General features: G+C 37.6%; 22 protein-coding genes, 2 pseudogenes and 1 riboswitch. Of the genes and pseudogenes, 20 read left to right on the forward strand and 4 right to left on the reverse strand.

The genetic code is table 11. The features are described from left to right. Positions 1–27 precede the first annotated feature (27 nt). The 14 genes and pseudogenes from hutH to M028_RS0117190 all read left to right on the forward strand — a co-directional run bounded on the left by hutH (position 28) and on the right by M028_RS0117190 (position 14,189). Positions 28–1,548 (forward strand): histidine ammonia-lyase, encoded by a 1,521-nt coding sequence (gene hutH, locus M028_RS0117120; protein ID WP_026574947.1) that lies wholly within the window; start codon positions 28–30, stop codon positions 1,546–1,548. Positions 1,549–1,877: 329 nt separating this feature from the next. Beyond that, a complete protein-coding gene (locus tag M028_RS0117125) occupies positions 1,878–2,687 on the forward strand; it encodes a basic amino acid ABC transporter substrate-binding protein (protein ID WP_026574948.1) in 810 nt (269 codons plus the stop codon). 49 nt (positions 2,688–2,736) lie between these two features. After that, positions 2,737–3,118, forward strand: a pseudogene (locus tag M028_RS30300) (amino acid ABC transporter permease); the annotation flags it as partial. Beyond that, positions 3,115–3,631: pseudogene (locus tag M028_RS30305) on the forward strand (amino acid ABC transporter ATP-binding protein). The pseudogenes M028_RS30300 and M028_RS30305, both read left to right, overlap by 4 nt. Positions 3,632–4,008: 377 nt before the next feature. Continuing rightward, positions 4,009–5,733: a urocanate hydratase gene (hutU, locus tag M028_RS0117140; RefSeq protein ID WP_026574949.1), complete on the forward strand. Its 1,725-nt coding sequence runs from the start codon at positions 4,009–4,011 to the stop codon at positions 5,731–5,733. A 226-nt stretch (positions 5,734–5,959) separates the two neighbouring features. Beyond that, positions 5,960–7,354 (forward strand): amino acid permease, encoded by a 1,395-nt coding sequence (locus M028_RS0117145; protein WP_081810834.1) that lies wholly within the window; start codon positions 5,960–5,962, stop codon positions 7,352–7,354. A gap of 231 nt (positions 7,355–7,585) precedes the next feature. Then, on the forward strand, positions 7,586–8,245 hold the full coding sequence (gene ytaF, locus M028_RS0117150) for a sporulation membrane protein YtaF (protein ID WP_026574951.1): 660 nt from the start codon (positions 7,586–7,588) through the stop codon (positions 8,243–8,245). Positions 8,246–8,353: 108 nt separating this feature from the next. Continuing rightward, positions 8,354–9,004, forward strand: a complete 651-nt coding sequence (locus M028_RS0117155) for a DUF1232 domain-containing protein (protein ID WP_026574952.1) — start codon at positions 8,354–8,356, stop codon at positions 9,002–9,004. Positions 9,005–9,041: 37 nt separating this feature from the next. Further along, positions 9,042–10,229, forward strand: coding sequence for an FtsW/RodA/SpoVE family cell cycle protein (locus M028_RS0117160; RefSeq protein ID WP_026574953.1), 1,188 nt, complete (start codon positions 9,042–9,044; stop codon positions 10,227–10,229). A 47-nt stretch (positions 10,230–10,276) separates the two neighbouring features. Next, complete coding sequence (gene tatC / locus M028_RS0117165; RefSeq protein WP_026574954.1) at positions 10,277–11,014, forward strand: twin-arginine translocase subunit TatC; 738 nt, start codon at positions 10,277–10,279, stop codon at positions 11,012–11,014. Between the two features lie 127 nt (positions 11,015–11,141). Continuing rightward, entirely contained in the window at positions 11,142–11,933 is a 792-nt protein-coding gene (locus tag M028_RS0117170) for an ABC transporter ATP-binding protein (RefSeq protein ID WP_026574955.1), read from the forward strand. Between the two features lie 714 nt (positions 11,934–12,647). Further along, positions 12,648–12,869, forward strand: a complete 222-nt coding sequence (locus tag M028_RS34090) for a hypothetical protein (protein WP_026574956.1) — start codon at positions 12,648–12,650, stop codon at positions 12,867–12,869. A gap of 147 nt (positions 12,870–13,016) precedes the next feature. Further along, positions 13,017–13,208, forward strand: coding sequence for a hypothetical protein (locus M028_RS30310; RefSeq protein WP_035424183.1), 192 nt, complete (start codon positions 13,017–13,019; stop codon positions 13,206–13,208). Between the two features lie 174 nt (positions 13,209–13,382). Beyond that, positions 13,383–14,189 (forward strand): C40 family peptidase, encoded by an 807-nt coding sequence (locus M028_RS0117190; protein ID WP_026574957.1) that lies wholly within the window; start codon positions 13,383–13,385, stop codon positions 14,187–14,189. A gap of 62 nt (positions 14,190–14,251) precedes the next feature. On the opposite strand, the gene M028_RS0117195 is transcribed toward M028_RS0117190, so the two are convergent. Further along, on the reverse strand, positions 14,252–15,100 hold the full coding sequence (locus M028_RS0117195; RefSeq protein WP_026574958.1) for a peptidylprolyl isomerase: 849 nt from the start codon (positions 15,098–15,100) through the stop codon (positions 14,252–14,254). Between the two features lie 508 nt (positions 15,101–15,608). After that, positions 15,609–16,745 (reverse strand): 2-methylaconitate cis-trans isomerase PrpF family protein, encoded by a 1,137-nt coding sequence (locus M028_RS0117205; protein WP_026574959.1) that lies wholly within the window; start codon positions 16,743–16,745, stop codon positions 15,609–15,611. Positions 16,746–16,886: 141 nt separating this feature from the next. Here M028_RS0117205 and M028_RS0117210 point away from each other — a divergent pair, with 141 nt between their 5' ends. Together M028_RS0117210 and M028_RS0117215 are read left to right on the forward strand one after the other, a co-directional pair. After that, a complete protein-coding gene (locus M028_RS0117210; protein WP_026574960.1) occupies positions 16,887–17,750 on the forward strand; it encodes a LysR family transcriptional regulator in 864 nt (287 codons plus the stop codon). 239 nt (positions 17,751–17,989) lie between these two features. Continuing rightward, a complete protein-coding gene (locus M028_RS0117215) occupies positions 17,990–19,306 on the forward strand; it encodes a CitMHS family transporter (RefSeq protein WP_026574961.1) in 1,317 nt (438 codons plus the stop codon). 66 nt (positions 19,307–19,372) lie between these two features. Here the strand turns inward: M028_RS0117215 and yyaC are convergent, their stop codons facing one another. Next, the gene (gene yyaC, locus M028_RS30315) at positions 19,373–19,957 is read right to left on the reverse strand and encodes a spore protease YyaC (RefSeq protein ID WP_035424184.1); all 585 of its coding nucleotides are present in this window, start codon (positions 19,955–19,957) and stop codon (positions 19,373–19,375) included. 427 nt (positions 19,958–20,384) lie between these two features. Between yyaC and M028_RS0117225 the strand changes: the two genes are divergently transcribed. Further along, a complete protein-coding gene (locus M028_RS0117225; protein ID WP_026574962.1) occupies positions 20,385–21,344 on the forward strand; it encodes an aldolase catalytic domain-containing protein in 960 nt (319 codons plus the stop codon). Positions 21,345–21,584: 240 nt separating this feature from the next. Continuing rightward, positions 21,585–21,683: riboswitch (SAM riboswitch) on the reverse strand. Between the two features lie 232 nt (positions 21,684–21,915). Here M028_RS0117225 and M028_RS32170 read toward each other — a convergent pair. After that, a complete protein-coding gene (locus tag M028_RS32170; RefSeq protein ID WP_026574963.1) occupies positions 21,916–22,086 on the reverse strand; it encodes an SPW repeat protein in 171 nt (56 codons plus the stop codon). 243 nt (positions 22,087–22,329) lie between these two features. Between M028_RS32170 and M028_RS0117235 the strand changes: the two genes are divergently transcribed. The 3 genes from M028_RS0117235 to M028_RS33640 all read left to right on the forward strand — a co-directional run bounded on the left by M028_RS0117235 (position 22,330) and on the right by M028_RS33640 (position 25,493). Then, positions 22,330–23,586, forward strand: a complete 1,257-nt coding sequence (locus M028_RS0117235) for an MFS transporter (protein ID WP_026574964.1) — start codon at positions 22,330–22,332, stop codon at positions 23,584–23,586. A gap of 87 nt (positions 23,587–23,673) precedes the next feature. Continuing rightward, positions 23,674–25,110 carry a glycoside hydrolase family 1 protein gene (locus tag M028_RS0117240; protein ID WP_026574965.1) on the forward strand — a complete coding sequence of 479 codons (1,437 nt, stop codon included), beginning with the start codon at positions 23,674–23,676 and terminating at the stop codon, positions 25,108–25,110. A gap of 161 nt (positions 25,111–25,271) precedes the next feature. Then, a complete protein-coding gene (locus M028_RS33640) occupies positions 25,272–25,493 on the forward strand; it encodes a hypothetical protein (RefSeq protein WP_231510831.1) in 222 nt (73 codons plus the stop codon).

Consider the following 25,493-nt stretch of genomic DNA (forward strand, 5'->3'; position numbering starts at 1 on the left):
GGCAGAACACAATAGGAGATGGGACCAATGAGCAGCAAAGAATTAGTAGAGTTAAAATTAGTAGACTTAGATGGTTTTTCATTAGACCGCTATAAAGTGGAAAGTGTTGCTAAGGGTGAGGCAAAAGTTGCAATCCCAGAAGCAAACTGGCAACGGGTAAGGGAAAGCCGAAAACGAGTCGAAAAGGCCATTAATGACGGAAAAGTAGTTTACGGTGTCAATACTGGTTTTGGAAAACTAAGTGATATCGAAATTAATCCTGAAGATAATGCGAAGTTACAGTTAAATTTATTGCGAGCCGATGCTGTTGGAGTTGGAGAACCACTCCCAATTCCAGTAGTAAGAGCGATGATGACGTTAAGAGCTAACTCATTATCAAAAGGTTTCTCAGGTATTAGAGAAGAAACCCTGCAACTGCTTCTGGATATGATTAATAACGATGTACATCCGGTTGTTCCATGTAAGGGTTCTGTTGGAGCAAGCGGTGACCTCGCACCTCTATCGCATATTGCTATTTGTTTAGTGGGTGAAGGGAAAGCCGAATACAAGGGTGAAATCCTGCCAGGCGGAGAAGCCTTAAAACGTGCCGGTCTAAAACCAGTTTCTTTAGAAGCGAAGGAAGGGTTGGCTCTTATCAATGGAACACAGGCAATGTCAGCAGTTGGTACAATTGCCTTAAACGAAGCGGAACGTGTTGGTTTAGCTGCAGACATGGCAGCATGCTTAACGATGGAAGCATTAAACGGAATTATTTCTGCCTTTGACAGTGATCTATTAGCTGTTCGTCCACATCCGGAGCTTGAATTTGTTGCATCACGGATGAGAACTTGGCTTGAGGGCAGTAAACGCGTGACACGTCAAGGTGAAATTCGCATCCAGGATTCCTATTCCATTCGCTGTATTCCACAGGTTCATGGTGCATCCTGGCAGGCATTTAACTATGTGAACGAACGCTTAAGCGTGGAAATGAACTCTACAACTGATAATCCGATTGTTCTTGAAAGTGGCGAAATTCTTTCCGGCGGTCATTTCCATGGACAGCCAATTGCCCTATCAATGGACTTCTTGAAAGTAGCAGCAGCGGAATGGGCGAATATTTCCGAGCGTAGAACAGAACGTCTCGTAAATCCGCAATTAAGCGGCTTGTCCCCATTCTTAGCAACAGATCCTGGGTTAGAGTGCGGCTTAATGGTTACACAATATGCGGCGGCTTCCCTTGTTTCTGAAAACAAAGTTCTTGCCCATCCGGCAAGTGTTGATTCGATTCCAACATCAGCCAACCAAGAGGACCATGTAAGTATGGGTACCATTGCTTCTCGTCAAGCAAGAGAGATTATTCACAATTCTGCAAGAGTCATTGCAATTGAAATGATCTGTGCATCACAGGCAATCTACTTGGAAAAAGCAGAAAAGGAATTAGCTCCAGCAACTAGAGCCTATTTAGAAAAAATCCGTGAGATCTGTCCGCCGCTTGAAACTGACCGAGCTATTTCAGATCAAATGGAAGAACTTGCTCAATTTATTTTAAAAGACAATTCATTAGTTTAAATAGATCACGGAGGCTGTCCATAAACCTTATCTAACTGCGAGGGGCGGCCTCCTCCTTTCACTTAGTAACACATCATTTTTAAAAACTAATTCCATGAACAACCATAACTAACTCCATGAATGACCATAATTAACTCCATGAACAACCATAACTAACTTCATGAATGACCATAACTAACTCCATGAATGACCATAATTAACTGCAGTAATAAAACCCAATAATTAACAGTTTATCGAATGAGTTCTGCTATGCTAAGTTTTTAATGCCTTAAATAGTCAGAGTACTCATTTTATAGGAAATTTTCTTTAAAACAACAAGGGGGCAATTTATGAAAGCGCTTAAATTTCTATCTGTGGTATTAGTATTAATGGTCATTCTTTCAGCCTGCGGAACGAGTGATAAGACAAGCAGTGGAGAAAAACAAAAGGAAGAAACAAAGAAGACACTTAAGGTTGTTACCAATGCAGAATATGCTCCTTTCGAATTCATGGATAAGGGAGAAATCAAAGGGTTTGACCTTGATTTTATCAAGGTTGTTGCAAAAGAAGCTGGGTATAATATTAATATTGTGAATACCGGATGGGATCCATTATTCGTTGAGATAAAAGGAGAAACAGCTGATTTTGGGATTTCGGCCATCACAATTAATGATGATCGTAAACAAACCTATGATTTTTCTACCCCATACTTTTTATCAACAAATGAAATTCTCGTACCGAAAGACAGCCCAATTAAAAGCGCACAAGATCTGAAAGGGAAAAAAGTGGCCGTACAAAATGGGACCACTGGTCAAGAAGCGGTTGAGGCTTTAATTGGAAAAAACAATGAGAACCTTAAAAAATTTAAAAGTAACAATCTAGCGATTATGGAATTAAAAAGCGGCGGGGCAGATGCGGTTGTCGCAGATAATACAGTTGTTGAAGAATACGTAAAAAATAACCCGAATGAGAACCTGGTCATAATAAAAGACGATACCGCGTTTGAAAAAGAATTTTACGGGTTAATGTTTCCAAAAGGCAGTGAGCTTAAAACGGACTTTGACAAGGCGATTACAAAAGTACTTGAAAATGGCGAATATGCGAAAATTTATCAAGAGTGGTTTAAATCAGATCCGGATGTAAATGCATTAAAACAATAACAAAAACAATAGAAAATTGCGTAACTCATAAACCTATGACAGTTACGCAATTTTTGCTCTTTCATTAAATTCAGCTGCATATATCGCTGAAATTTTTCGTACTGGAATTCAGTCGATTGATAAGGGGCAGATGGAGGCTGCCAGGTTCACTTGGGATGAATCATTTGCAGGCAATGCGCTATGTAATTTTACCACAGGCATTCAAACGGATGATTCCGCCATTAGGAAATGAATTCATTGTCTTAATAAAAGATTCTTCCCTGGCAGCATTAATCGCCGCGCCGGAGTTGATGTACCGGGGACAAGCAATGCAGGGGCAGTATTATCGTGTCTGGGAACCGTATCTTACAGTGGCAGCAATTTATCTTGTGTTAACACTAACCCTAAGCTTCTTTTTATCAAGAATTGAAAGGAGGCTGGCAACTACATGATCGCGGTGAAAAATTTAAAAAAATCTTTTGGGAATCACGAAGTGTTAAAGGATATCAATGTAGTAGTGGAGCCTCAAGAGGTTGTCGTGGTCATTGGGCCATCCGGTTCAGGGAAATCAACCTTTTTACGATGCATCAATTTATTGGAAACGATTACGGACGGACATATTTATATTGAAGGAATTGATTTGGCTGACAAAAAAACCGATATTAATAGGGTTCGTACAGAGGTGGGAATGGTCTTTCAGCAGTTTAATTTATTCCCACATTTGACGAACCAACCTTTGCAATTGATCCGGAGATGGTTGGAGAGGTTCTAGAGGTAATGAAGCAGCTCGCGAAAGAAGGAATGACTATGGTAGTTGTTACCCACGAAATGGGTTCTGCTAGGGAAGTGGGCGATCACGTAATTTTTATGGACGGCGGATTCATTGTCGAAGAGAACGTTCCAAGTGAATTATTTGAAAATCACAAGAAGAGCGGACTAAATCGTTTTTAAGTAAGGTTTTGTAAATGTTTGAAATAGAATAGGCAGCAGGGATGGTAGTAAAGGAACCATCCCTTTCGTATTTTCGTTAGTGGAATACTGAAAAAAGCAGGTAAAAACCAGAAATATCATAGAGTATTTTGCGTGCAAATTTTATCTGCTCTTGGTATTTCAATGGTAAAACGGTTGTCGATTTTTGAGTTCCTTTATATGCAAAAAACATCTGCAGTTGTTTAAACATTTAGGAACCAGTATAGGGAATTGAAAAGTAATTTTTCGTTGATTTCCCTTTATATATAGCCCTTTTAAAAAACAAAACAAAAATCCCCCCAATTTTACTAACTTGGCACGCTACTTGCATTATATATAAGCGTAAACAACAAATTACAACTTGGAGGAATGAATGATGACAAGACCAGAGATTTTATATTCCGTTAAAGCACAACGAGGACCTGAACTACGTTGTAAGGGCTGGAGGCAGGAATCAATCCTAAGAATGCTTGAAAATAATATGGAAAATGCTGAGAAGCCGGAAGAGTTAGTAATCTATGGCGGTATCGGTAAAGCGGCTCGTAACTGGGAATCCTACCATGCAATTGTCAAATCTTTAAAAGAACTTGAAGACGATGAAACATTGGTTGTACAATCTGGTATGCCTGTTGCCGTTTTCAAAACTCATAAATATGCACCAACCGTTGTTATGGCAACGACAAATATTATGAAAGCTGATTGGCCAACATTCTATGATCTTCAAGATAAAAACTTAACTATTTATGCTAACTACACAGCTTCTCCTTGGGAATACATCGGTACACAAGGTGTTATTCAAGGAACATTTGAAACACTTTCTGCGATTGCGCGTTTACATTATAATGATTCCCTTGTAGGTAAAATTCTATTAACAGCCGGTGCAGGTGGTATGGGTGGTAACCAAACAAGAGCAATGACCATGCACGGTGGTGTGGCAATCCTTTGTGATTCTAACGTAGAAATTATTAACCGCCGGATCGAAAAGCAATTTATTGATGTTTTAGTAGATTCATTGGATGAAGCGATTGCGTTGGCTCAAGAATATGCTGCTGCAGGTAAGCCGTTAGGGATTGCTGTTGTTGGTAATGCGGCTGATGTATTTGAAGAAGTACTTCAAAAAGGCTGGTTACCAGATATTACTACATCCATGACTCCAGCCCATGACCCTATTTCTTATCTGCCATCTGGATACACAGTTGCAGAAGCAGAAGAACTACGCGATACAAACCGTGAGCTTTATTTGGAAAAAGCCCGCGCGACTATGATTCGTGAGTTGGAAGCATTAATCAGATTCTTAGACCTTGGTGTTAAATCTTTCGAATATGGTACTAGTATTCGTAAAGAGTGTATCGATGCCGGTATGGATGAAAAAGAAGCAAAACGACTTCCAGGCTTTGTAGCAGAATACATTCGTCCATTATTCTGTGAAGGTCGTGGACCTTTCCGCTGGGTATGTCTATCCGGAGAAGCAGAAGACTTGCGCAAAATCGATGAAATGATTCTTGAAGAGTTCAGTGATGACCTACTTGTAACTCGCTGGATCAAACTTGCCATGAAACATATTCCAATCGAAGCCTTACCAGCTCGTATTTGTTACATGGGCTTTGGTCAGCGTAAGAAATTCGCATTAAAAGTAAATGACATGATTCGTAAAGGTGAACTTGCCGGACCAGTTGCGTTCTCTCGTGACAACTTAGATTCTGGTTCAATCGTGAACCCAACATTTGAGTCTGAAAACATGAAAGACGGCGGGGATTTAATCTCTGACTGGCCAGTATTGAACGGCCTATTAAACGCTGTAGGTATGTGTGATTTGATTGCTCTTCAAGCGAACTACTCTATGGGTGAAGCTGTTCATACCGGTGTAACAATGATCGCTGATGGAACAGCAGAGTCTGATATGAGACTTGAAGTTGCCATGACCGTTGACTCTGGTATTGGGGTTATCCGCCATGCACAGGCAGGCTATGAAATTGCCCGCGATGTGGCCAACGGAAAAGGTAAACTTACCGATGAAAGCATCAAGGTACCATTATGGTGGTCACCAAAAGCAACATTTGGTCCAAAAGATTTAGAGAAGGAAGAAGTAAAGGCTTAATTCCTTTAAATGATGGTGGAGAATTTTGCAGGTCTCGGCCATCATTTTCTCAAATAATCAATTATCTGTTTCCTCATTAGTCCTGTTTTTAATCTATTCATATATGTTCTATTCATATTAAGGGGGCCTTCATTTGGAAAATCAACAGCTGCAATATTCTTCTGATATCAAACAAAACGAACCATCTGGAAATCTTCAACAAAAATTAAAGACACGCCATATTTCAATGATTGCACTTGGGGGGACGATCGGAACTGGTGTTTTTCTTGGAAGTGGACCGGCCATCCACTCAGCTGGACCGGGTGGTGTTTTAGTTGCCTACGGTATTATTGGTATTATGGTATATTTTATTATGACCAGCCTGGGGGAAATGGCTACATTTATGCCGACAAGCGGATCGATTAGTACCTATGCTACAAGGTTCATCGATCCAGCCCTTGGATTTGCATTTGGCTGGAATTACTGGCTTTCTTGGGCAATGACACTCGCAGCAGAACTTTCAGCTTCAGTACTGTTGATGAAATATTGGTTTCCAGATAGTCCATCCCTATTATGGAGCGGGTTATTTTTAGCCTTTCTCTTCTTTTTAAATGTTCTATCTGTTAAGGGCTTTGGTGAAGGAGAGTATTGGTTTTCTTTTATTAAAGTGGCAACGATTATTATCTTTATCGTGGTTGGAACATTAATGATTTTCGGAATCATGAACGGTCATGAGCCAGTTGGGTTTAAGAATTTTACCACAGGCGATGCACCATTTGTTGGCGGTTTCCTCGGAACACTAGGAATATTTCTTGTTGCAGGATTCTCCTTCTCCGGGACAGAATGTATTGGGGTGGCTGCAGGAGAAAGTGAAAATCCTGTAAAAACGATTCCGAAAGCCATTCGAAGTGTTTTCTGGCGAATTCTTTTATTTTATATCTTAGCTCTTCTCATCATCTCGTTTCTGGTACCCTACACGAATGATAGTCTTCAAAACTCAACTGTTATGGCCAGCCCATTTACGATTGTTTTCAAAAAGGCTGGGCTCGCACTTGCCGCTTCCGTTATGAATGCAGTCATTTTGACTTCTGTATTATCAGCCGGTAATGGATGCCTCTATGTAACAAGCAGAATCATGTATGCGATGGCACAAGACGGTCAAGCACCGCGTATTTTTGCCAAGGTAAACAAAAATGGTGTTCCTGTTGCGGCGCTGGTAGCGACAACGATTATCGGAATGTTGGCCTTTTTAGCTTCATTTGTCGGGGATGGAACGATTTATCTATGGCTAATGAACTCAGTCGGGGTGACTACATTTATTTTTTGGCTTGGTATTGCAGCCAGTCATTACCGATTCCGGAAAGCCTTTGTGGCGCAAGGATATTCGATTAAGGATCTTCCCTATCGTGCAAAATGGTATCCTTTCGGACCGATTTTTGCCTTCGTTCTTTGTTTTGCGATACTGATTGCTCAGGACTATCAAGGGTTCACTTCGGGGCATATCGATTGGCTGGGTGTTATTGCCGCTTATCTAGGCATCCCTGTGTTTATCATATTTTGGTTAGGCTTTAAATTTATTAAGAAAACAAAGGTTATTCCTTTGGAAGAATGTAAGATTGATGTCAAAGAATTTCAGAGCTAACAAAAATAGGCCACAGTTCCTGGAACTGTGGCCTATTTTTGTTCTTTTTAAGGAATCATTCATTATTTTCAATCGCAAAGATTTTTGTCCATCTTTTAGTTTTTTCGTATTGCAGACATTGATTCCTCGGGTTTAATATAGCTGTTGTTTTTTTGTCAACGAATTTTAAACGGACATACAAATTTAGTCAATGAACGTAATACAATGTAAAAAAATTAGGAGTGATTTACATTGTCTTGGCTAATCATTTTGGCATTTGCAGGAGCATCAAGCATAGATAATTTAGGTATAGGTATTTCTTACGGTGTTCGAAAGATCCGAATAGGCATTGGAGCCAATATTTTAATGGCCATTATTTGTTATCTTATGAGCCTTGCTGGTATTACTTTTGGAATTTGGGTTTCGCGTATTCTACCTGGCATCTTTCCAGTGATAATTGGAGGATTATTGCTTTCAATTATTGGAATTAGAATTATTTTGTTAGCAGCACCCCGTAAGAACGTGGCAATAAAGGATTATGAAGGATATGACGGTCAATCCACTAGTATAAAAACGGTTATCAAAAATCCAGAATTAGCCGACGTGGACCAATCGGGCGAAATTGGCTGGGGAGAAGCCATGCTTCTTGGTGTTGCTTTATCATCTAACGCACTTACGAATGGCTTAGGTGCAGGCTTACTTGGATTTTCGCCCCATGCTATTTCTCTAACAGCTGCAATTGGCAGTTTAATTAGTGTTTGGGCAGGCGTTAAGTTAGGTTTTAAATTATCCGCCGTTCGGATTGGTCCCTATACATTGGGGCAATTTGGTACCATTATTAGCGGAATCATTATTATCATTATTGCGATAACCGCTTTTTTTAAAAATGGATTTCTGTTTTGTCAAAAATAATAATTGTAATTGACGTATTGTCAATGCTTAGCTATATTAATTAATAGAATTAAAGATAATTTTTATTATGTATTTCTGTAACGGGTAATGAAAATGGGGGAGTAGAACATGTCTGAAGATCAAAAAAATAGCAAAATTGGGTTGGTGTTAAAAGATTTATTAAAACAACAGTCCTTATCCATGAGGAAGTTGAGCGAGATTACGGAAATCGACACTGCCACCATTTCACGTATTGTTAATGGTAAACGAAAACCCACACCTGAACATTTAAATAAATTTGCGGTCTCTCTTGGAGTTCCGTTTGCAGATTTATTTCGTGCTGCTGGTTATCCAATTGAACAAAAGACGGAAAATGGCTATTCAGATGATCTTAATGCAACTGTGAATAATATCGAGAAAATCCTAGAATCTTCCAACTTGTATAATAAAAAATTTACAATTGAAAGTGTGGAAAAACAATTAGAGAAATACGAACATTTCTCGCAAACGGAAGAAGGAAAAGAAACCATACTAACTAACTTTGAGAAGAAACTCCAAAAATTAGGGGGAATAGGCCCATTCATTAATTATCTAAAAATAATGTTTGAACAATTTTGTACGAAGAAGGCTTCTTCACACCATCTGGCTATTATAGGTAGTGCCCTTTTATATTTCATCATGCCAGTTGACGTTATTCCGGATTACATCTTTCCAATTGGTTATTTAGATGATGCCGTCGCCGTACAGCTTGTATCGGATTTACTATCAATGAAAAAATAACGAAATAGTGTTTGTAAAAAGAAAATATGGTGAAAAAATGAAAACAGATACAAATTATTTAAAAAGATTAGATGGAACAATCCTCTTAATCTTAATTGCTTTCTTTATATTGAGCTTAGTATTTATATATAGTAGTCAGCAAACTGGACAGTACGGAGCACAAAATTTTGCCCTAAAACAGGGGATTAACTATATTATCGGGTTTACATTATTACTCCTAGTTGCCAAGCTGGATATTGATCAGATTGAAAGATTAGCATGGCCATCCTATATTGCATTATTTTTAGTTATCATATTCTTGCGATATTCGCCTAACTCGATTGCCCACTCAATCCTTGGGGCAAAAAGATGGTTTACCATCCCCGTGTTAGGTTCTATTCAACCATCCGAATATTTTAAAATTTCCTTGATCCTTTTAGTTGCTAGATTGATCACTAGACATAATACCAAGTTTCTAAACAGAACATTGAAATCAGATCTTACTCTTGTTGGAAAAGTCATGTTGGTTACAATTCCGCCCTCACTATTTGTGTACCAACAGCCGGATACTGGAATGGTTATTTTATACTTTATTGCCATTGGAAGCATGCTTTATCTATCTGGTTTAAATAAGAGGCTGATCGCTTTCTTTGTGATTATCCCTGTAATTATAATTGGTGTGCTTATTTATTTGTTTCTCTACTATCCGGATGTGATTTATAAACAATTAATTCCGTTGCTAAAGCCCCATCAGCAGGAAAGGATAATTGGTTGGTTAGATCCGGCCGGAAATAGTGATCAGGCTTATCAAACGAAAAGATCTCTTTTGGCAGTAGGAAGCGGGGAGTTTTACGGAAAAGGGATAATGCATGGTACTGTATATATACCTGAAAAACATACCGATTTTATTTTTGCTACAGTTGCTGAAGAAGGTGGATTTTTTATCGCATCGATTGTCATCACGCTGTTTTTTCTACTAATCTATAAAATTATTATCATTGGGCATTCATCGGAGAACATTTTTGGCACTTATTTTTGTGCAGGAATCGTATTAAGTATGGCTGTCCAAATTTTTCAGAATATCGGCATGGTTGTCGGTTTAATGCCTGTTAAAGGTATTTCTCTTCCTTTTTTGACCTACGGGGGAAGTTCCTTATTCTCTAATATGATGATCATGGGCATTGTATTATCAATACGAAAAACGTTTGGATTTTATATGTTTGCAAAGAGAAATGAATTTTCCTAATTTTGAGGGTTCTTTTATTTCGAAAAAATTAAGGAAGGCGATTTATTTTGACAGATAAGGATCTTAACCTAGTAGAGCATTTGGATGAATTACGTAAGAGACTAATTATATCAGCTGGAGCCTTTCTGATTTTTCTTGTGTTTGGACTCATTTATTCCAAAGAGGTTTACGTTTTTTTTATGGGGAATATAGGATATAAACTTATGGTTTTAGGCCCAAGTGACATCATTATGATTTATTTTCATCTTGCAACAGTTGTTGCATTTGCAGGAACGATTCCTGTTGCAGCATGGCAGATTTGGATATTTGTTAAACCGGCATTAAAACCTTTAGAAAGAAAGGTTGCTTTAGCCTATATTCCATCCTTATTTTTACTATTTATCGGAGGTTTGGCTTTTGGATACTTTTTCATTTTTCCAAACGTCATGAGGTTTCTAATCCGTTTGGGTAACGGTTTAATGACTACCTCTTTTACAGCAGAAAAATACTTTAGCTTTTTAATCAATATGACTTTACCATTCGGTGTTGCCTTTGAATTGCCTCTTGTCCTAATGTTTTTAACAACTTTGGGGATTGTCAATCCATATAGAATTGTAAAAATGAGAAAATATGCGTATTTAATCTTAGTCATTATTGCTTCTATGATTTCTCCGCCAGAGTTTATCTCGCATCTTACGGTAGCAATACCGCTTATTATTATATATGAGGTAAGCATTCTGTTATCAATCATGGTTTATAAACGTAAGCAAAAAAGTTACAGTGGTTTGCACTTTGAAAATTCATAATCTTGATGGATTCACATGGTGTGGTTACGCCATGTGATTTTTTTCTGCTTAAATTAAACTGTTTTTTAAAGTTTCAAATCTTTTGATATTATAGAGGTATGTTTTACATAGAAGGGGGGATTTGTTCATGGTTTTACATCTAGAAAATGTTTCATTAAAACGAGATGGTTCCTGGATTTTACAGAATATAAATTGGCAAATTGAAAAGGGTGATCACTGGGTATTATTTGGCTTGAATGGTGCAGGGAAAACAGCTATTCTTCAACTGTTAAATGCTTTTTACTTCCCGACTAGCGGAAAGGTTACGGTGCTCGGTCTTGAATTTGGAAAGACATATTTAGGAGAAAAGCTACGGAAACAAATCGGTTTTGTTTCTTCGTCACTACAGGAAAAATTTCACCCTGGCGATAATGCGTTTGAGGTTGTTTTAAGTGGTGCTTTTGCTTCCATTGGTTTGTATGAAACTCCTACAGATGAGCTTCGTGAAAAAGCGATTAATTTACTTGAAAATCTTGGCTGCATTGAGTATGCGAATCGAAACTATGAAACATTGTCCCAAGGGGAAAAGCAACGCGTCCTGATTGCCCGGGCATTACTGGCTGAACCTTCGCTGCTAATTTTGGATGAGCCAACGAATGGATTGGATTTTATTGCACGTGAAGAGTTATTGGAATCAATTGAATTGATCTCAAAGAATTCTGATGCCCCGACGATGATTTATGTCACCCACCATGTTGAAGAAATATTACCTGTTTTCAATAAAACCTTGTTACTTAAACAGGGAGAGGTTTTTGCGGCGGGTGGTACAAGTGAAATGATCTCCGGGGAACAGCTTACTGAGTTTTTCGGATTGCCAGTTAAGGTTTTTTGGGAAAACAACCGGCCATTATTATCAAAATTGCAGGCGGCAGAAAAATAGAATAGAAGTTTCGAATTTGAAGAACGTGACAGTGGCCGTTTTCCAGAGCGCTATGATCATTAAGGGGAGTGGCATTATCAGGGGGGGGATAGTGCCCGTGTGGTCGAAAAAGAAGAGTTTGCGGTCATCGAAAAAGGTTCTAAATGCCTTCAAATGAAAGAAAAGAGTACTAACGGTAACCAAGAGCGAATCTAGATGCCCACAAACAATAAAAAAGAGTTCACACGGTAACCAAGAGCCGCTCTAGATGCCTTCAAACGATAAAAAAGAGTTCACACAGTAACCAAGAGCGGCTCTAGATGCCCGCAAACGATAAAAAAGAGTTCACACGGTAACCAAGAGCGGATCTAGATGACCACAAACAATAAAAAAGAGTTCACACGGTAACCAAGAGCGGCTCTAGATGCCTTCAAACGATAAAAAAGAGTTCACACAGTAACCAAGAGCGGCTCTAGATGCCCGCAAACGATAAAAAAGAGTTCACACGGTAACCAAGAGCGGATCTAGATGCCTTCAAACGATAAAAAAAAGTTCACACGGTAACCAAGATTGGCTCTGATGCCCGCAAACGATAAAAAAGAGTTCACACGGTAACCAAGAGCGGCTCTAGATGCCCACAAACAATAAAAAAGAGTTCACACGGTAACCAAGAGTGGCTCTAGATGCCCGCAAACGATAAAAAAGAGTTCACACAGTAACCAAGAGCGGCTCTAGATGCCCACAAACAATAAAAAAGAGTTCATAGGAGCAAGAAAGTCTAAAACGGGGTCCGCACATAAAGGTTATAAGGGCGACAATATCGTTGATTACCTCAATACCATTGGTGAAGATTCAAGTTTTTCCAATCGTGCAAAATTAGCAGAACAACATGGTATAAAGAATTACACAGGGACTGCGGCACAAAATCTAAAGCTTCTGGATATTCTTAATAGCTGATTCTGAATAAGAGAAAATTAAAAATAGAGCTTGCTAATAAACAGTTCTATTTTTGATTGGCATTTGATATGGGAGATAACAATCTTATTTTCTCCTTTCATTTTTCATAAAATTCTGTTACAATCACTCGAAATAGGGGGTGTAATCATGGCTGGTAACGTAACAGAATTACTTGGTGCTCCGTATGAAAATTTAATTGAGGCCCAAGTTGATAAAAGTCCAAGCGAAATTGTTATTTCGAATAACGATGGTGAAACCTATTACATAGTAACACCTGAAGTATATGAAAGCGATCTTAAACAACACGGATATGAGATCGTAGTGTCTGCCGGAGAGTAAAGTTACTCTCTGTTTTTTTTATGTAATGTTAAATATTCTCCTAAACCTTTCATATAAACCACAATATATTACAAAACTATTTCATTTAGCTAACAATTTTCGACATAATCTAGCAATCTCTCCAAATAGTAAGTAAACTGGAAAAGTGATTATATAGATAGCGTGGGGGAGAAAATGAAAAAGAAACTTTTAACATTGGTAGCAGCTACAGTATTTGGGACTTCTTTATATAGCACTTCAGCAATGGCCATGAGTATCAAGGTTAAAAAAGGAGATACCTTATCTAAGTATTCCAAGCAATATCATATTTCAGTTGCTAATATAAAATCTGCGAACAAATTAAAAAATGATCGAATCATTGTCGGTCAGAATCTTAATATCCCTGTAAAAGGAAAAAGTGTTGCCAAAGCGAGCACCACTCCGACTTCATACATATATACAGTAAAAAAAGGCGATACACTGTCAGCAATCGCTAAAAAATATCATACAACTGTAAACCAATTGAAGTCATTAAATGGACTGAAAACAGATTTTATCCGACTAGGTCAAAAACTTAAAGTCAGCGGTAAAATGACCACTCAATCGATTAAAACGAATGAAACCACAAGTTCTACCGTGGAAGAATTAAATTCAGATCAGTTGATACGCGATGCTAAAGCAGTGATTGGAACCCCTTATAAATGGGGAGGAACAACAACAAGCGGCTTTGATTGCAGCGGTTTTATTTACTATGTAATAAAAAAACAAAAGCCTATCTCTCGTCAGACGGTTGCTGGTTATTGGAGCATGATGAAGCCGGTAACTTCTTTATCGGTTGGTGATTTTGTTTATTATGAAACGTATAAATCAGGTCCTTCGCATATGGGGATTTATGTAGGGAATGGAAAGTTTATTCATTCCGGATCATCCAAGGGAGTCGAAATTTCCGATATGAATAATTCCTATTGGAAGCCTCGGTATCTAGGTGCAAGGCAATTTTAGTTAATCGAAGGAACTCTTATTCAAAATAAGAGTTCCTATTTTTATAGATTGAGAAATTTCTTTTATTGACTGGTCAAGGCTGAGAAATCAGTGGCTTTTTTCAAATCTTTATCCGAAATGTTAACATTCGCCTTTTTAAATTCAGCTTTTAAAACAGTTGCAATCTTTTCCTGTGTGACCTTTGTTTCTTTCACTTGATCTGTAAGCGTATTTTTCATTTGTGCGAATGATTTTTTTGCCTTATCTGTCAATTGAATAATATGGTATCCATATTGAGTTTTGACCGGGTCACTGACTTCTTTTAGTTTTAAAGCATAGGCTGCTTTTTCAAAATCCGCGTCCATCTCACCAGTTCCAAACCACCCAAGATCACCGCCATTTGATGAACTTGCTGGATCTTGTGAATACTTTTTCGCCAAATCGTCAAATTTTTCGCCTTTTTTGAGTTTAGCTTCCACTTCATCCGCAGTTTTCTTATCGTTTACTAAAATATGACGGGCGCGAATTTCTGGCTTGTAACTAGCGTATGCATCCTTTAATTCTTGATCGGTAACTTTTAGGGTTTTATACACCGCTTTCTCCTCTAAAAGATTTAGCTTCACTACGTTCCTATAGTCGGCCTCATCTTTGTAGCCGTATTGCTGTAAAGTGGTTAGAAATTGATCACCTAGTTGTTCTTTTACTTTTTTAACCTCTGCATCAATTGCAGATTTAGTAACGGTATATTCTTTAGACAAAACTTTTTCAACGGCAAGCTCTTGAAGTGTCTGAGTTCCATACTTTGTTTTCAATGCTTGATATAATTCATCTTGTGAGATATTTCCTGAATCGGATTTCATAACGGTACTATTGCTGCAAGCAGACAAAACCAGAGCACTGATCATGATTCCTGTAAGAATCCATTTCTTCATTCTTCCACTCCTAAAATTTGTAATCTATTAGATGTTAAAAACAATATTAATGAATGAATATGAATAAATGATGAACAGGTTTAGAAGAATGTAAGAAGAAATTAAGAAATAATTTAGTGAATTTTAATAGAAATTTAAGAAAGTAGAGGGACCAAATGTAAAAAATAAAGGAGTAGTTTTATTATGAAATAAAAAAAGCGATGTATTATAACCTTAAATATAACATCGCTTTTATTTATTTCCTTAGACACTTCCATTTCTTGAACAGTAATTTTTGTCGCTACACAACATTTATAATAGAACCTATCTAAACGAAGCAGGGGTCATTAAAATAAATTACTTCAGTTAAGATCAAATTTCCGCCCATATCTAGCATCGCATCTCTAGCTTCTCTTTCAGTAGAAAATTCGAATATTTTAATACTTTCCTCCGAATGCAAGGTGATTACCCACATATAAAATGTCCCCGTTTCTTCTTAATTTTTTATTACTTCGACAATAGTAGAAAGTTAATTTGCTTGAGCAGCTAGTTCTAAAATTTGATAATTTTCCTTTGTAAAAACAAAACCCTCAAGGATGGTTCTGGCTGTACGAACTACCTTTATTGCATTGATATGGCCGGCAAGCAGGTCCACCTTTGTTTCCATAATTCCGGCAGGGTGTGCCAATCTAACAATTTCATGGTTGGGTGTAACAATATCTGATAAAATAGTATCCCTCAAGAAAGCAGCTGCAGTTGTACAAATCGCGCCTGTAATCGCAAGCGCTTGATGCGGCTTTTGCATGGACATCATTCTGATTGTCAGATCCATATCCGACGCTTTTCTCGTCGTTCCTGTTGAATCAATATACTCCATAGGAGGGGCAATGATAGTCATTTTCGGTACGGCAGGAGATTTTTTAGTTGCATCCTCTTTTTTAGAAAAGTGGCACATTTCAGCTGCTGTAGATCTAATTTCTTCTAATTCCCTTAATTTTTCGGGAGAATACTCATGTGGCAATTCATTTCCAATAAGTCCCACATCCTGAGCTCTGACGAAAACAAGTGGATTGGCAACGTCAATAATCGAAATGGGTATAGTCCCATTTTTTGTTTCAATCCAGTCCAATGGTTTTCCGGTTGGAAAAAGCCTTCCGGTTACAGCCCCTTCCGAACGGGTGAAGGAAAGGTAAATAGGGGAACCTGTTCCCGGGACACCAGGGATCGAACATCTTCCTTCTGTTTGAACTTTCCCATTTTTTACTTCAACTTCAGAAATAATTAACTTGTTGGTGTTCGTATTTAATATTTTGATTTTTGTAACTGGTTCAATGGGATGTACAAGACCTTGTTCAATTGCATAGGGTCCAACTGCAGAAGAAATATTGCCGCAATTACCACTAAAATCTACGAATTGATTATCAAGGCTTACCTGTGCAAATGTATACTCAATGTCCACACCTTGAATAGTAGATTTTTTAATAATAGCCGCTTTACTTGTTAAGGAATTCGCACCGCCAAGCCCGTCAATTTGCCTTTGATCGGGACTGCCCATGATATCGAGAAGAAAGTCCTCCCAAATAGCACGATTTTCAGGCATGTGCTCATAATTGAGAAATACTCCCTTACTGGTTCCACCACGCATAATGACAACTGGGACTCTCATGTTATAAAACCACCTTTTTGATTTTTTGAAAAGTAATATTCTTTTGAAAACATAGTATGATAAACTAGATCATAAGTAAAATAGATAATTTTGTGGAAAAACATGAAAATTTTTTTATAATCCTATGAATGGAGGATTCCTATGGATGAGAAAGATTGGGTCGCAATCAAGGTATTGTTCGAAGAAAAAAATATTAGCCGGGCATCGGAGCGACTGTATATTTCACAGCCTGCTTTAACATACAGGTTGAAGAATTTAGAAAAAGAGCTTGGTACTGAATTGTTTTTTAAAATAAAAGGTGGGATTGAATTTACTTCAGAAGGTTTCTATTTAGCTGATTATGCAGAAGAAATGATAAAAAAACTTCAGCAAACGAAAGATTACATACTGAATATGAAGGAGGAGGTAAGGGGAACATTGCGATTAGGAGTATCGAGTAACTTTGCTCAATATAAGCTTCCTAAACTATTAAAGCAATTCTCTACCGAATATCCAAATGTTCAATTTAGTGTTAATACGGGTTGGAGTACCAGTATTATGAACCTACTTAATTCTTCAAGTGTGCAATTGGGAATACTGCGTGGAAATTACGATTGGTATGGAGCCAAAACTATGCTTCATGAGGAAAGGCTTTGTCTTATTTCCAAACGTGAGGTTGATATGAATAAATTACCAGAACTTCCTTTTATTCATTATCAAACCGACAGTTCCCTAAAAAATCTAATCAATGGCTGGTGGCACGATCGTTTTTCAGAACCTCCGCTCGTAACGATGGAAACTGACCGACAGGAAACCTGCAAAGAAATGGTTAAAAATGATTTAGGGATTGCGATATTGCCTGAAATTTGTTTACAACCATCTGATAATTTATTTACTTATGGATTGTCTTACAAAAATGGTACACCTGTTTTAAGAAGTACGTGGTTAATGTACAACAAAGACGAATTGCAGCTAACAACTGTAAAAACCTTTTTAACCTTTTTAAACCAAAATCCTAATTTATAAAAATAGTACAAGGAAAGAAAGTAATTCTTTTTCTTGTACTTCACTCTTTTAATCGCTTGCATAAAAAATATAACTAGATTATAAGTTTTTTTTTAGAAAATCCTAAAAAATATATATTTTACTTATTTTGAATGTTGAAATATTCTAAAAATATAGTTTTCAGAGATAAGAAGATTGGAAATAACCATTATCTTCTTTCTTTGAGTTTGTAAGCGATTTCTTTTATGGAGGGGATTTATATTATTACTTTTTTAGGAGTTTCAATGGTTGTTGTATTTACTTACTTGATTATGTCAAAGCGATTATCTCCGGTCATAGCCCTTGTTGTGGTTCCAATTGTCTTCGCATTAATTGGCGGGTTTGGCTTAAAATTGGGAGATATGATGATGGAGGGTCTAAAAGTTGTTGCCCCTTCAGCGGCACTATTATTGTTTGCGATTCTCTTTTTCGGTATTTTAATTGACTCAGGATTGTTCGACCCGCTTATTAAACAAATGTTAAGATTCGTAAAAGGGGACCCAGTAAAAATTGCTATTGGAACCGCTATCATTGCCTTGCTAGTTGCTCTTGACGGTGACGGTACGACTACACACATGATTACTATTTCAGCAATGCTGCCCCTATATTTACGATTGGGCATGAGTCCACTAGTACTTGGGACTATATCAATGCTTTCTGTCAGTATCATGAGTGGTATGACTCCATGGGGAGGGCCAGCTACAAGGGCAATTGCCTCTTTGGGTCTTGACGCCAATGAATTTTTCCTCCCGCTCTTACCTACCTTGTTTGCCGGAATCGGAAGTATCCTTGTTACAGCCTATTTTCTAGGAAAAAAGGAACGAAAAAAAATTGGTGTAATTACTATAGAGTCACCTTCGAGAAACCTTTCAGCTATTCCTGAAGCTGCTATTGCGATTGAGATGTCAGGTAATATAAAGCGTCCTAAACTGATATGGTTCAATCTGCTGTTAACAATTGCGGTAATGGTCGTTTTGGTAATGGGAATATTACCGGCTCCGGTGCTATTTCTTATTGGTTTTGTTATAGCTTCCATGATCAATTATCCAAACTTGGAACAACAAAAAGAGCGGTTAATGGCACATGCAGGAAATGCTTTGACGGTTGTTACACTCGTTTTTGCAGCGGGGATCTTCACGGGTATTTTTTCTGGAACAAAGATGGTGGACGCAATTGCTCATTCACTCGTTTCAATTATTCCAGATTCTTTAGGGTCATTTTTTCCTGCAGTAGTGGCTCTGACAAGTATGCCGTTTACTTTCGTTTTATCAAATGACGCCTATTATTTTGGAGTGTTGCCAATCTTGGCGGAAGCAGGATCTGCTTATGGGGTAGACCCATTAGAAATCGCCAGAGCTTCGGTGTTAGGCCAGCCTGTACACTTTTTAAGCCCGTTGGTAGCCTCTACGCTGCTATTAGTAGGAATGATTAATACCGACCTAGGAGAGTTCCAGAAGGCTGCATTTAAATGGTCTGTTTTCTGCTCTTTAGTTATTATTATCGTTGCTGTAGTAACGGGTGCATTGAGTATTTTTTAATATAGAGAAAAACAGAGCTGTTTACAAATTTGTAAAGCAGCTCTGTTTTTTCTATATTAATGATGGTTATTTTATTGTGTGACAAATAATTTTTACAATGGTTCTTGCAAAATTGAAAACGGTAAATAAACGGGTGTCATTTAGAAATTGTGATGCTGGTAATGGATCAATATAGTTAATCATACTTTTGATATGGTAATCGCCCACTTTCGGAAGAACTTTTTCAAGGGCACTCCCAGGAGCGAGTGGTCCTTTGATAAAATAAATAAAACCTACTTGGTTTTTTTCTCCTAAACATGCATCAATACTGATAATCAACGGCTTTTTATGCTGCTTCTGGATGTCTTTCAAAATATCCTTTAAGTTAAAGGCGTGAACGGGTTCTTTCAACGTGCCGTATACATGATAAGGAATATCACTTTCTCTAAGCATCGTACCCACAAGAGGTCCTAGTGAGTCCCCAACATATCGATCTGAGCCAATACATAGAAAAACAATTTCACTATTGTCAAGTATAGAGTGTCTGATGATTTCTTCCATAATTTCTGAAGAGACCTCAATTTCTTTTTCTTCTATCATTTCCTTCGCTTTGATTTTAAATAAAGTGTTCTCATGTTCTGAGTTTCCTTGATTATTATAAAAAGGACACATTTCAGTTCCCCCAACTGGAATACAACGTATTTTTTCAAAAATGTCTTTAAAACAATTATATCAACTTAAGCTTCTTTCAAGTAAGTTAAACTTTGGTACTATGGGAAGAATTCTTTATGATATCCCAATCTCACAACAATTCGAAAAGAAATATTAGAATTAAACACAGTTTCGGCTTTTTATAAATTTCTGAAAGAATTTTATTTGGAAAGAATTTCATAACTCACGAAATTTAGTTATAGTAGAAAGAATTAGTAATTTTAAACTGTAAGTTTCAATTAATATAAAGAAAAATCTTGAATTTTCAGGAAAATAGATTGACACATTTTATCGAAAAATGATATAAACACAATAAGAATTTTAATAAATAAACGTATTAAAGTGAAAAATAATTCAAGTATAAGGGAAAAATAGGGGGAGTTACATCATGGGACAACGTAGTAAAATTTTAGATTGTACGATTCGGGATGGGGGTTTGGTTAATAATTGGGATTTCAGCGTCGAATTTGTTCAAGACCTGTATAATGGCTTAAGTGAAGCAGGCGTTGAATATATGGAGATTGGATACAAAAACTCACCAAAGCTTCTTAAAGCAACGGAACCCAATCCATGGAGATTTCTTGACGATAACTTCCTGAAAGAAATCATCCCTGAGAAAAAGTTTACGAAGTTATCTGCTTTAGTAGATATAGGTCGTGTAGACCCTAATGACATCCTGCCACGCGAACAAAGTGTTTTAGATATGATCCGAGTAGCTTGCTATATCCGAGAAGTGGACAAGGGCTTGGAACTTGTTAAAATGTTTCATGATTTGGGGTATGAGACTACCCTTAACATTATGGCGTTATCAAGTGTACCTGAAAAGCAACTAATTGAAGCATTTGAATTGGTACGAAACAGTCCTGTAGATGTCGTGTATATTGTTGACTCCTTTGGAAGCTTAGATCCAGCTGATATTGAGCATCTAGTGAAAAAGTTTAAAGACCTGGTACCTAACAAAGAACTTGGAATTCATACACATAACAATATGCAGTTAGCGTTTGCCAATACAATCGCTGCAATGCGAAGCGGAGTTACTTTCTTGGATTCCTCTGTTTATGGTATGGGTCGTGCAGCTGGTAACTGCCACACAGAGCTTCTTGTTAGTTACATCCAAAAAACAAGCTATGAGCTTAAGCCAGTTCTAGGTATTATTGAAAAACATATGCTGGAAATGCGTCAAAAGTGGGAGTGGGGCTATATCATTCCTTACATGATTTCTGGTGTTCTGAATGAACATCCACGTGTTGCTATGGCATACCGTAATACTACAGATCGTGATAAGTTCGTTGATTTCTATGATAAGGTCACATCACCAGAAGTGGAATTGGCGAGCGTTACAAAATAATTAGGTATCCAAGTAAAAACCCTTCTTCCAACCTAAGGGAAGAAGGGTTTTTCGATGTATTTAAATGCTGCCCCATACGCTTTCAGCAATTTTTACAATATGCTTTATCTTTTTCCACTGGATCGAGATTGAACGGAGCTTTTACCAATGTTTTGGTTATAAATATTTTCCTTCTTTCGTAAAAATTAAAAACCCCTCTTCGTAAATAAGAAGAGGGGGGCATAAACGTAATGGGTTCTCTTCTTATCTTCTAGCAAAACGCTACTGGAATTGGCACAGTACAAAAAGTCTGCTGCCGAGGTTTCAAAGGGCCAGTCCCTCCACCTCTCTTGATAAGAATATTTTAAATATTTAACTAAGATTTACGTTACACCTGTTCTAGTATTCTGTCAACAAATTTGTGATGTATTTAACAAAGTAATATACGTTATTTAAAGCCCATGCTATAGTCTATTCTTACTTCTTTTAGTGGCTATTTTCGTTTATGTAATGGAATTCTTAAAACATAAAAACCCTCCAAAAAGGAGGGGAATCGTACTCCAATATGAAGCTATTTAATCTTGCTGTACGATCAAGTATTATTATTTTTCGCCTTACTTCCTGCCCAAATCGCTAAAATTAGAAGGATAACTCCAAAAATGATGCTGTTCCATAAGGCACCGGTGTTATCAGTAAAGTTGTATACCCACGGGGAGAAAAATACCCATATACCAATTAAACCTGTAAGCCATAGCTGCCACATCAAATATCGACCCCTTCCAAAGAAGATTCGAATATTGGAGTACTTACCATATCCTATTCCCCCTTGTTGAAAAACATTACCTTAATGTTAAAAACAATTTTCAGGCTGCTTTGAGCAATTAAGAAAAAAAGTGTGATTCATCGCATACAATTTTAAACATATCCTGGCCATTCATTATTGTTAATGTGAGAAATTCAGTTTAAAATGGCTCTATGTTCTGCCATTGTCTGGGGGTTAATAGATTTGAAGAATCAAAGAGTGAATTCGATCCTGTTATTATTTGTGGTGTTCGGCGGCTTTTTTATCTTTGGTTTATCGGAAAATGTCAAAGGCCCAGCGCTGCCGGTTATGCAGTCCGAATTCAAACTGCACGAATCTCAGCTTGGTTTCTTGCTTGCCCTAAATTCTCTCGGATATCTGCTGGCATGCTCCTTTACATCAGGTCTATCTAATAAAATCGGAATTAAATGGACAGGAATCCTTGCATTTGCTTCGATGGCATTTTCGGGTATATTGATGTTTTTGTCTAAGGGGTATACATCATTAACACTATCTTATTTTATGTTATATCTGGGAAACGGCATCCTCGAGATTGGACTTGGAATTATGGCTGCCCGCATTTTTACTAAGAACACGGGGACGATGATGAACCTTTCCCATTTTTTTTATGGACTTAGTTCAATCGGGGCACCTATTTTGGGTGCTTCCATGATGGGATGGAATGTTCTGAGTGGGGAACTTGGCTGGCGTGGTATGTATTTAATGATTCTTTCTCTTTCCATTTTGCCCATCCTTCCTTCACTTTTCGGCAGGTTTCCAGAAGATCATCATAATGAGGGGGAATCTACATCGTTTCGTGATTTGATTCGGGATCCAATTGCTTGGATGATTGTAGCCATCCTTTCATTTGGGGTAGTGTCTGAAATATCAATTGGAAGCTGGCTTGTATATTATCTGGAAAATGCATATGATTGGTCATTAAATAAATCTTCGGGAATGCTTTCTTCCTTTTTCTTATTTTTTACCCTCTCAAGGCTATTTGCCGGACCCATTACGGATAAAATTGGCTACACCCTTTCCATTATGATTTTTTCAGCTTTTTCAGGTGTATGCAGCTTTGCAGCAGTTTTCAGCGGAGAAAAAGGGGCGATTCTCTTTGCGATTGCAGGAATCGGGATTGCTCCAATCTATCCGACCGTTATGGCGCTGCTTGCTAAACAATATTCTAAAGGGGTAGGGACAGCGATCACTTTTACGGTAACTCTCTTAGGGATTTCAAGCATTATTGGAAATTTGCTTGTCGGCTTTATCATTGATTTTTTCAATCGAGTATGGGGGCATGGGAGTGCAGGAGGTGAACTAATTGGCCTTCAGGCAGGTTATGTGTTTATAGCAGGATTGGCCATACTATGCTCAATTTGCAGTATGTTCTTATATAAAATTCTCCGAAACCGAAATAAGGTTGTTGGGAAGGAAAAAGGTTCAGAACTGAGTTTCTGAACCTTTTTCAATTTTAGATGGAGAAAGATATAAATTCATTTAAAAAACAAATATTAATAATGGAATATATTTTGGAGGTACCTAAAAATGAAAAAATATCATTTCCCAGAAGGATTTTTATGGGGAGGGGCTACTGCAGCCAATCAAATAGAAGGCGGCTTTAACGAAGGGAAAAAAGGACTAAATATTGCCGATGTTCTTCCAGGTGGAAAAGAGCGGTATAAAATTTTATTAAATCCCGGTTTTGATTTTGAGATCCATCCTGATCAATATTACTATCCAAATCATGAAGCGATTGACTTCTATCATCGGTATAAAGAAGATATTGCGTTGTTTGCAGAAATGGGGTTCAAGGCATTCCGGATGTCGATTGCCTGGACACGAATTTTTCCAAACGGTGACGAGGTAGAAGCGAATGAGGAGGGGCTGGCATTTTATGATCGTGTGTTTGATGAATTGGATAAACACGGTATTGAACCAGTCGTAACCATTTCCCACTATGAAATGCCGCTGTATTTGGTAAAAGAATATGGAGGCTGGAAAAGTCGGCAAGTGGTGACGTTCTTTGAAAGATATGTAAAAGTAATTTTTAACCGTTATAAAAATAAAGTAAAGTACTGGATGACGTTTAATGAGATCAATAGCAGCTTGGTGATGCCGATTCAAGGACTTGGTTTTTCCATTCAAAAAGAAGAAGATAAATACCGGCCGACCTTCCAGGCCTACCATCATCAATTTCTTGCCAGTGCGCTTGCGGTCAAGATGTGTCATGAGATCATACCGAATTCTAAAATTGGCTGTATGGTTCTTTTTGCACCTGTTTATCCCTTTGATAGCAATCCAGAAAATGTGATGTATGCCCTTCAGGAAGAACAGATTTTCAATTACTATTGTGCTGATGTACAAGTACGGGGTGAGTATCCGGCTTTTATTAAACGCTTCTTTAAAGAACATAATATTGAATTAGAGATTCATGAAGGCGACTTAGAATTAATGAAAGAAGGAACTGTTGATTATATAGGATTTAGTTATTACATGTCTCGTACAGAGAAGAAAGCGAAGACGGATGAGGACAGTTCGGAAGGGAATATTATTGGCGGCATTAGAAATCCATTCTTAAAAATAAGTGACTGGGGCTGGGAAATTGACCCTGTCGGATTACGTATCACTTTAAACAAATTATACGATCGTTATCAAAAGCCATTGTTTGTTGTCGAAAATGGGTTAGGCGCCTATGACAAGGTAGAAGAAGACGGCACAATCAACGACGACTATCGAATGAACTATCTTCGTGAACATATTCAAGCAATGGGTGAAGCTATAGAAGACGGGGTTGAATTAATGGGCTATACAAGCTGGGGCTGTATTGATATGGTAAGTATGTCGACAGGCGAGTTTTCGAAACGCTATGGCTATATTTATGTTGACAAACATGACGATGGCAGCGGTACATTAGAACGCAAAAAGAAAAAATCCTTCTTCTGGTATAAGGATGTAATTTCAACAAATGGAGAGAAACTTTAACTTTTTAACAAAAAGAGTGCCCAAATCCAAATGGATTAGGCGCTTTTTTGTTGAAGCTCAAACGGGATAACGGGCTGAAATGAACTTAAGCTTTTATTAAGGTTCCCCCATTAAGATGGAAAACAGAGATAAGGACAAAATTTACATTTGGGGGAATTAACTTGAAAAAAAATTATACAAAGATTGTAATAGATTTACTAATGGCTATCACTTTTGTGTTGCTAATGGATCCAAGGGTATTAAATGGTTTACCTTTTCATGAGGTGGCTGGTCTGGTAATCGGGGCAGCGATTGTTGTACACATTGGATTGAATTACCGTTGGGTGATTAATACAACCAAAAAGATTTTTGATCCCAAACTTCCTAAAAAAAACAAAATTTAG

The sequence above is a fragment of the Bacillus sp. UNC438CL73TsuS30 genome, from assembly GCF_000482325.1.
In the GTDB taxonomy this organism is placed as follows: domain Bacteria; phylum Bacillota; class Bacilli; order Bacillales; family Cytobacillaceae; genus Neobacillus.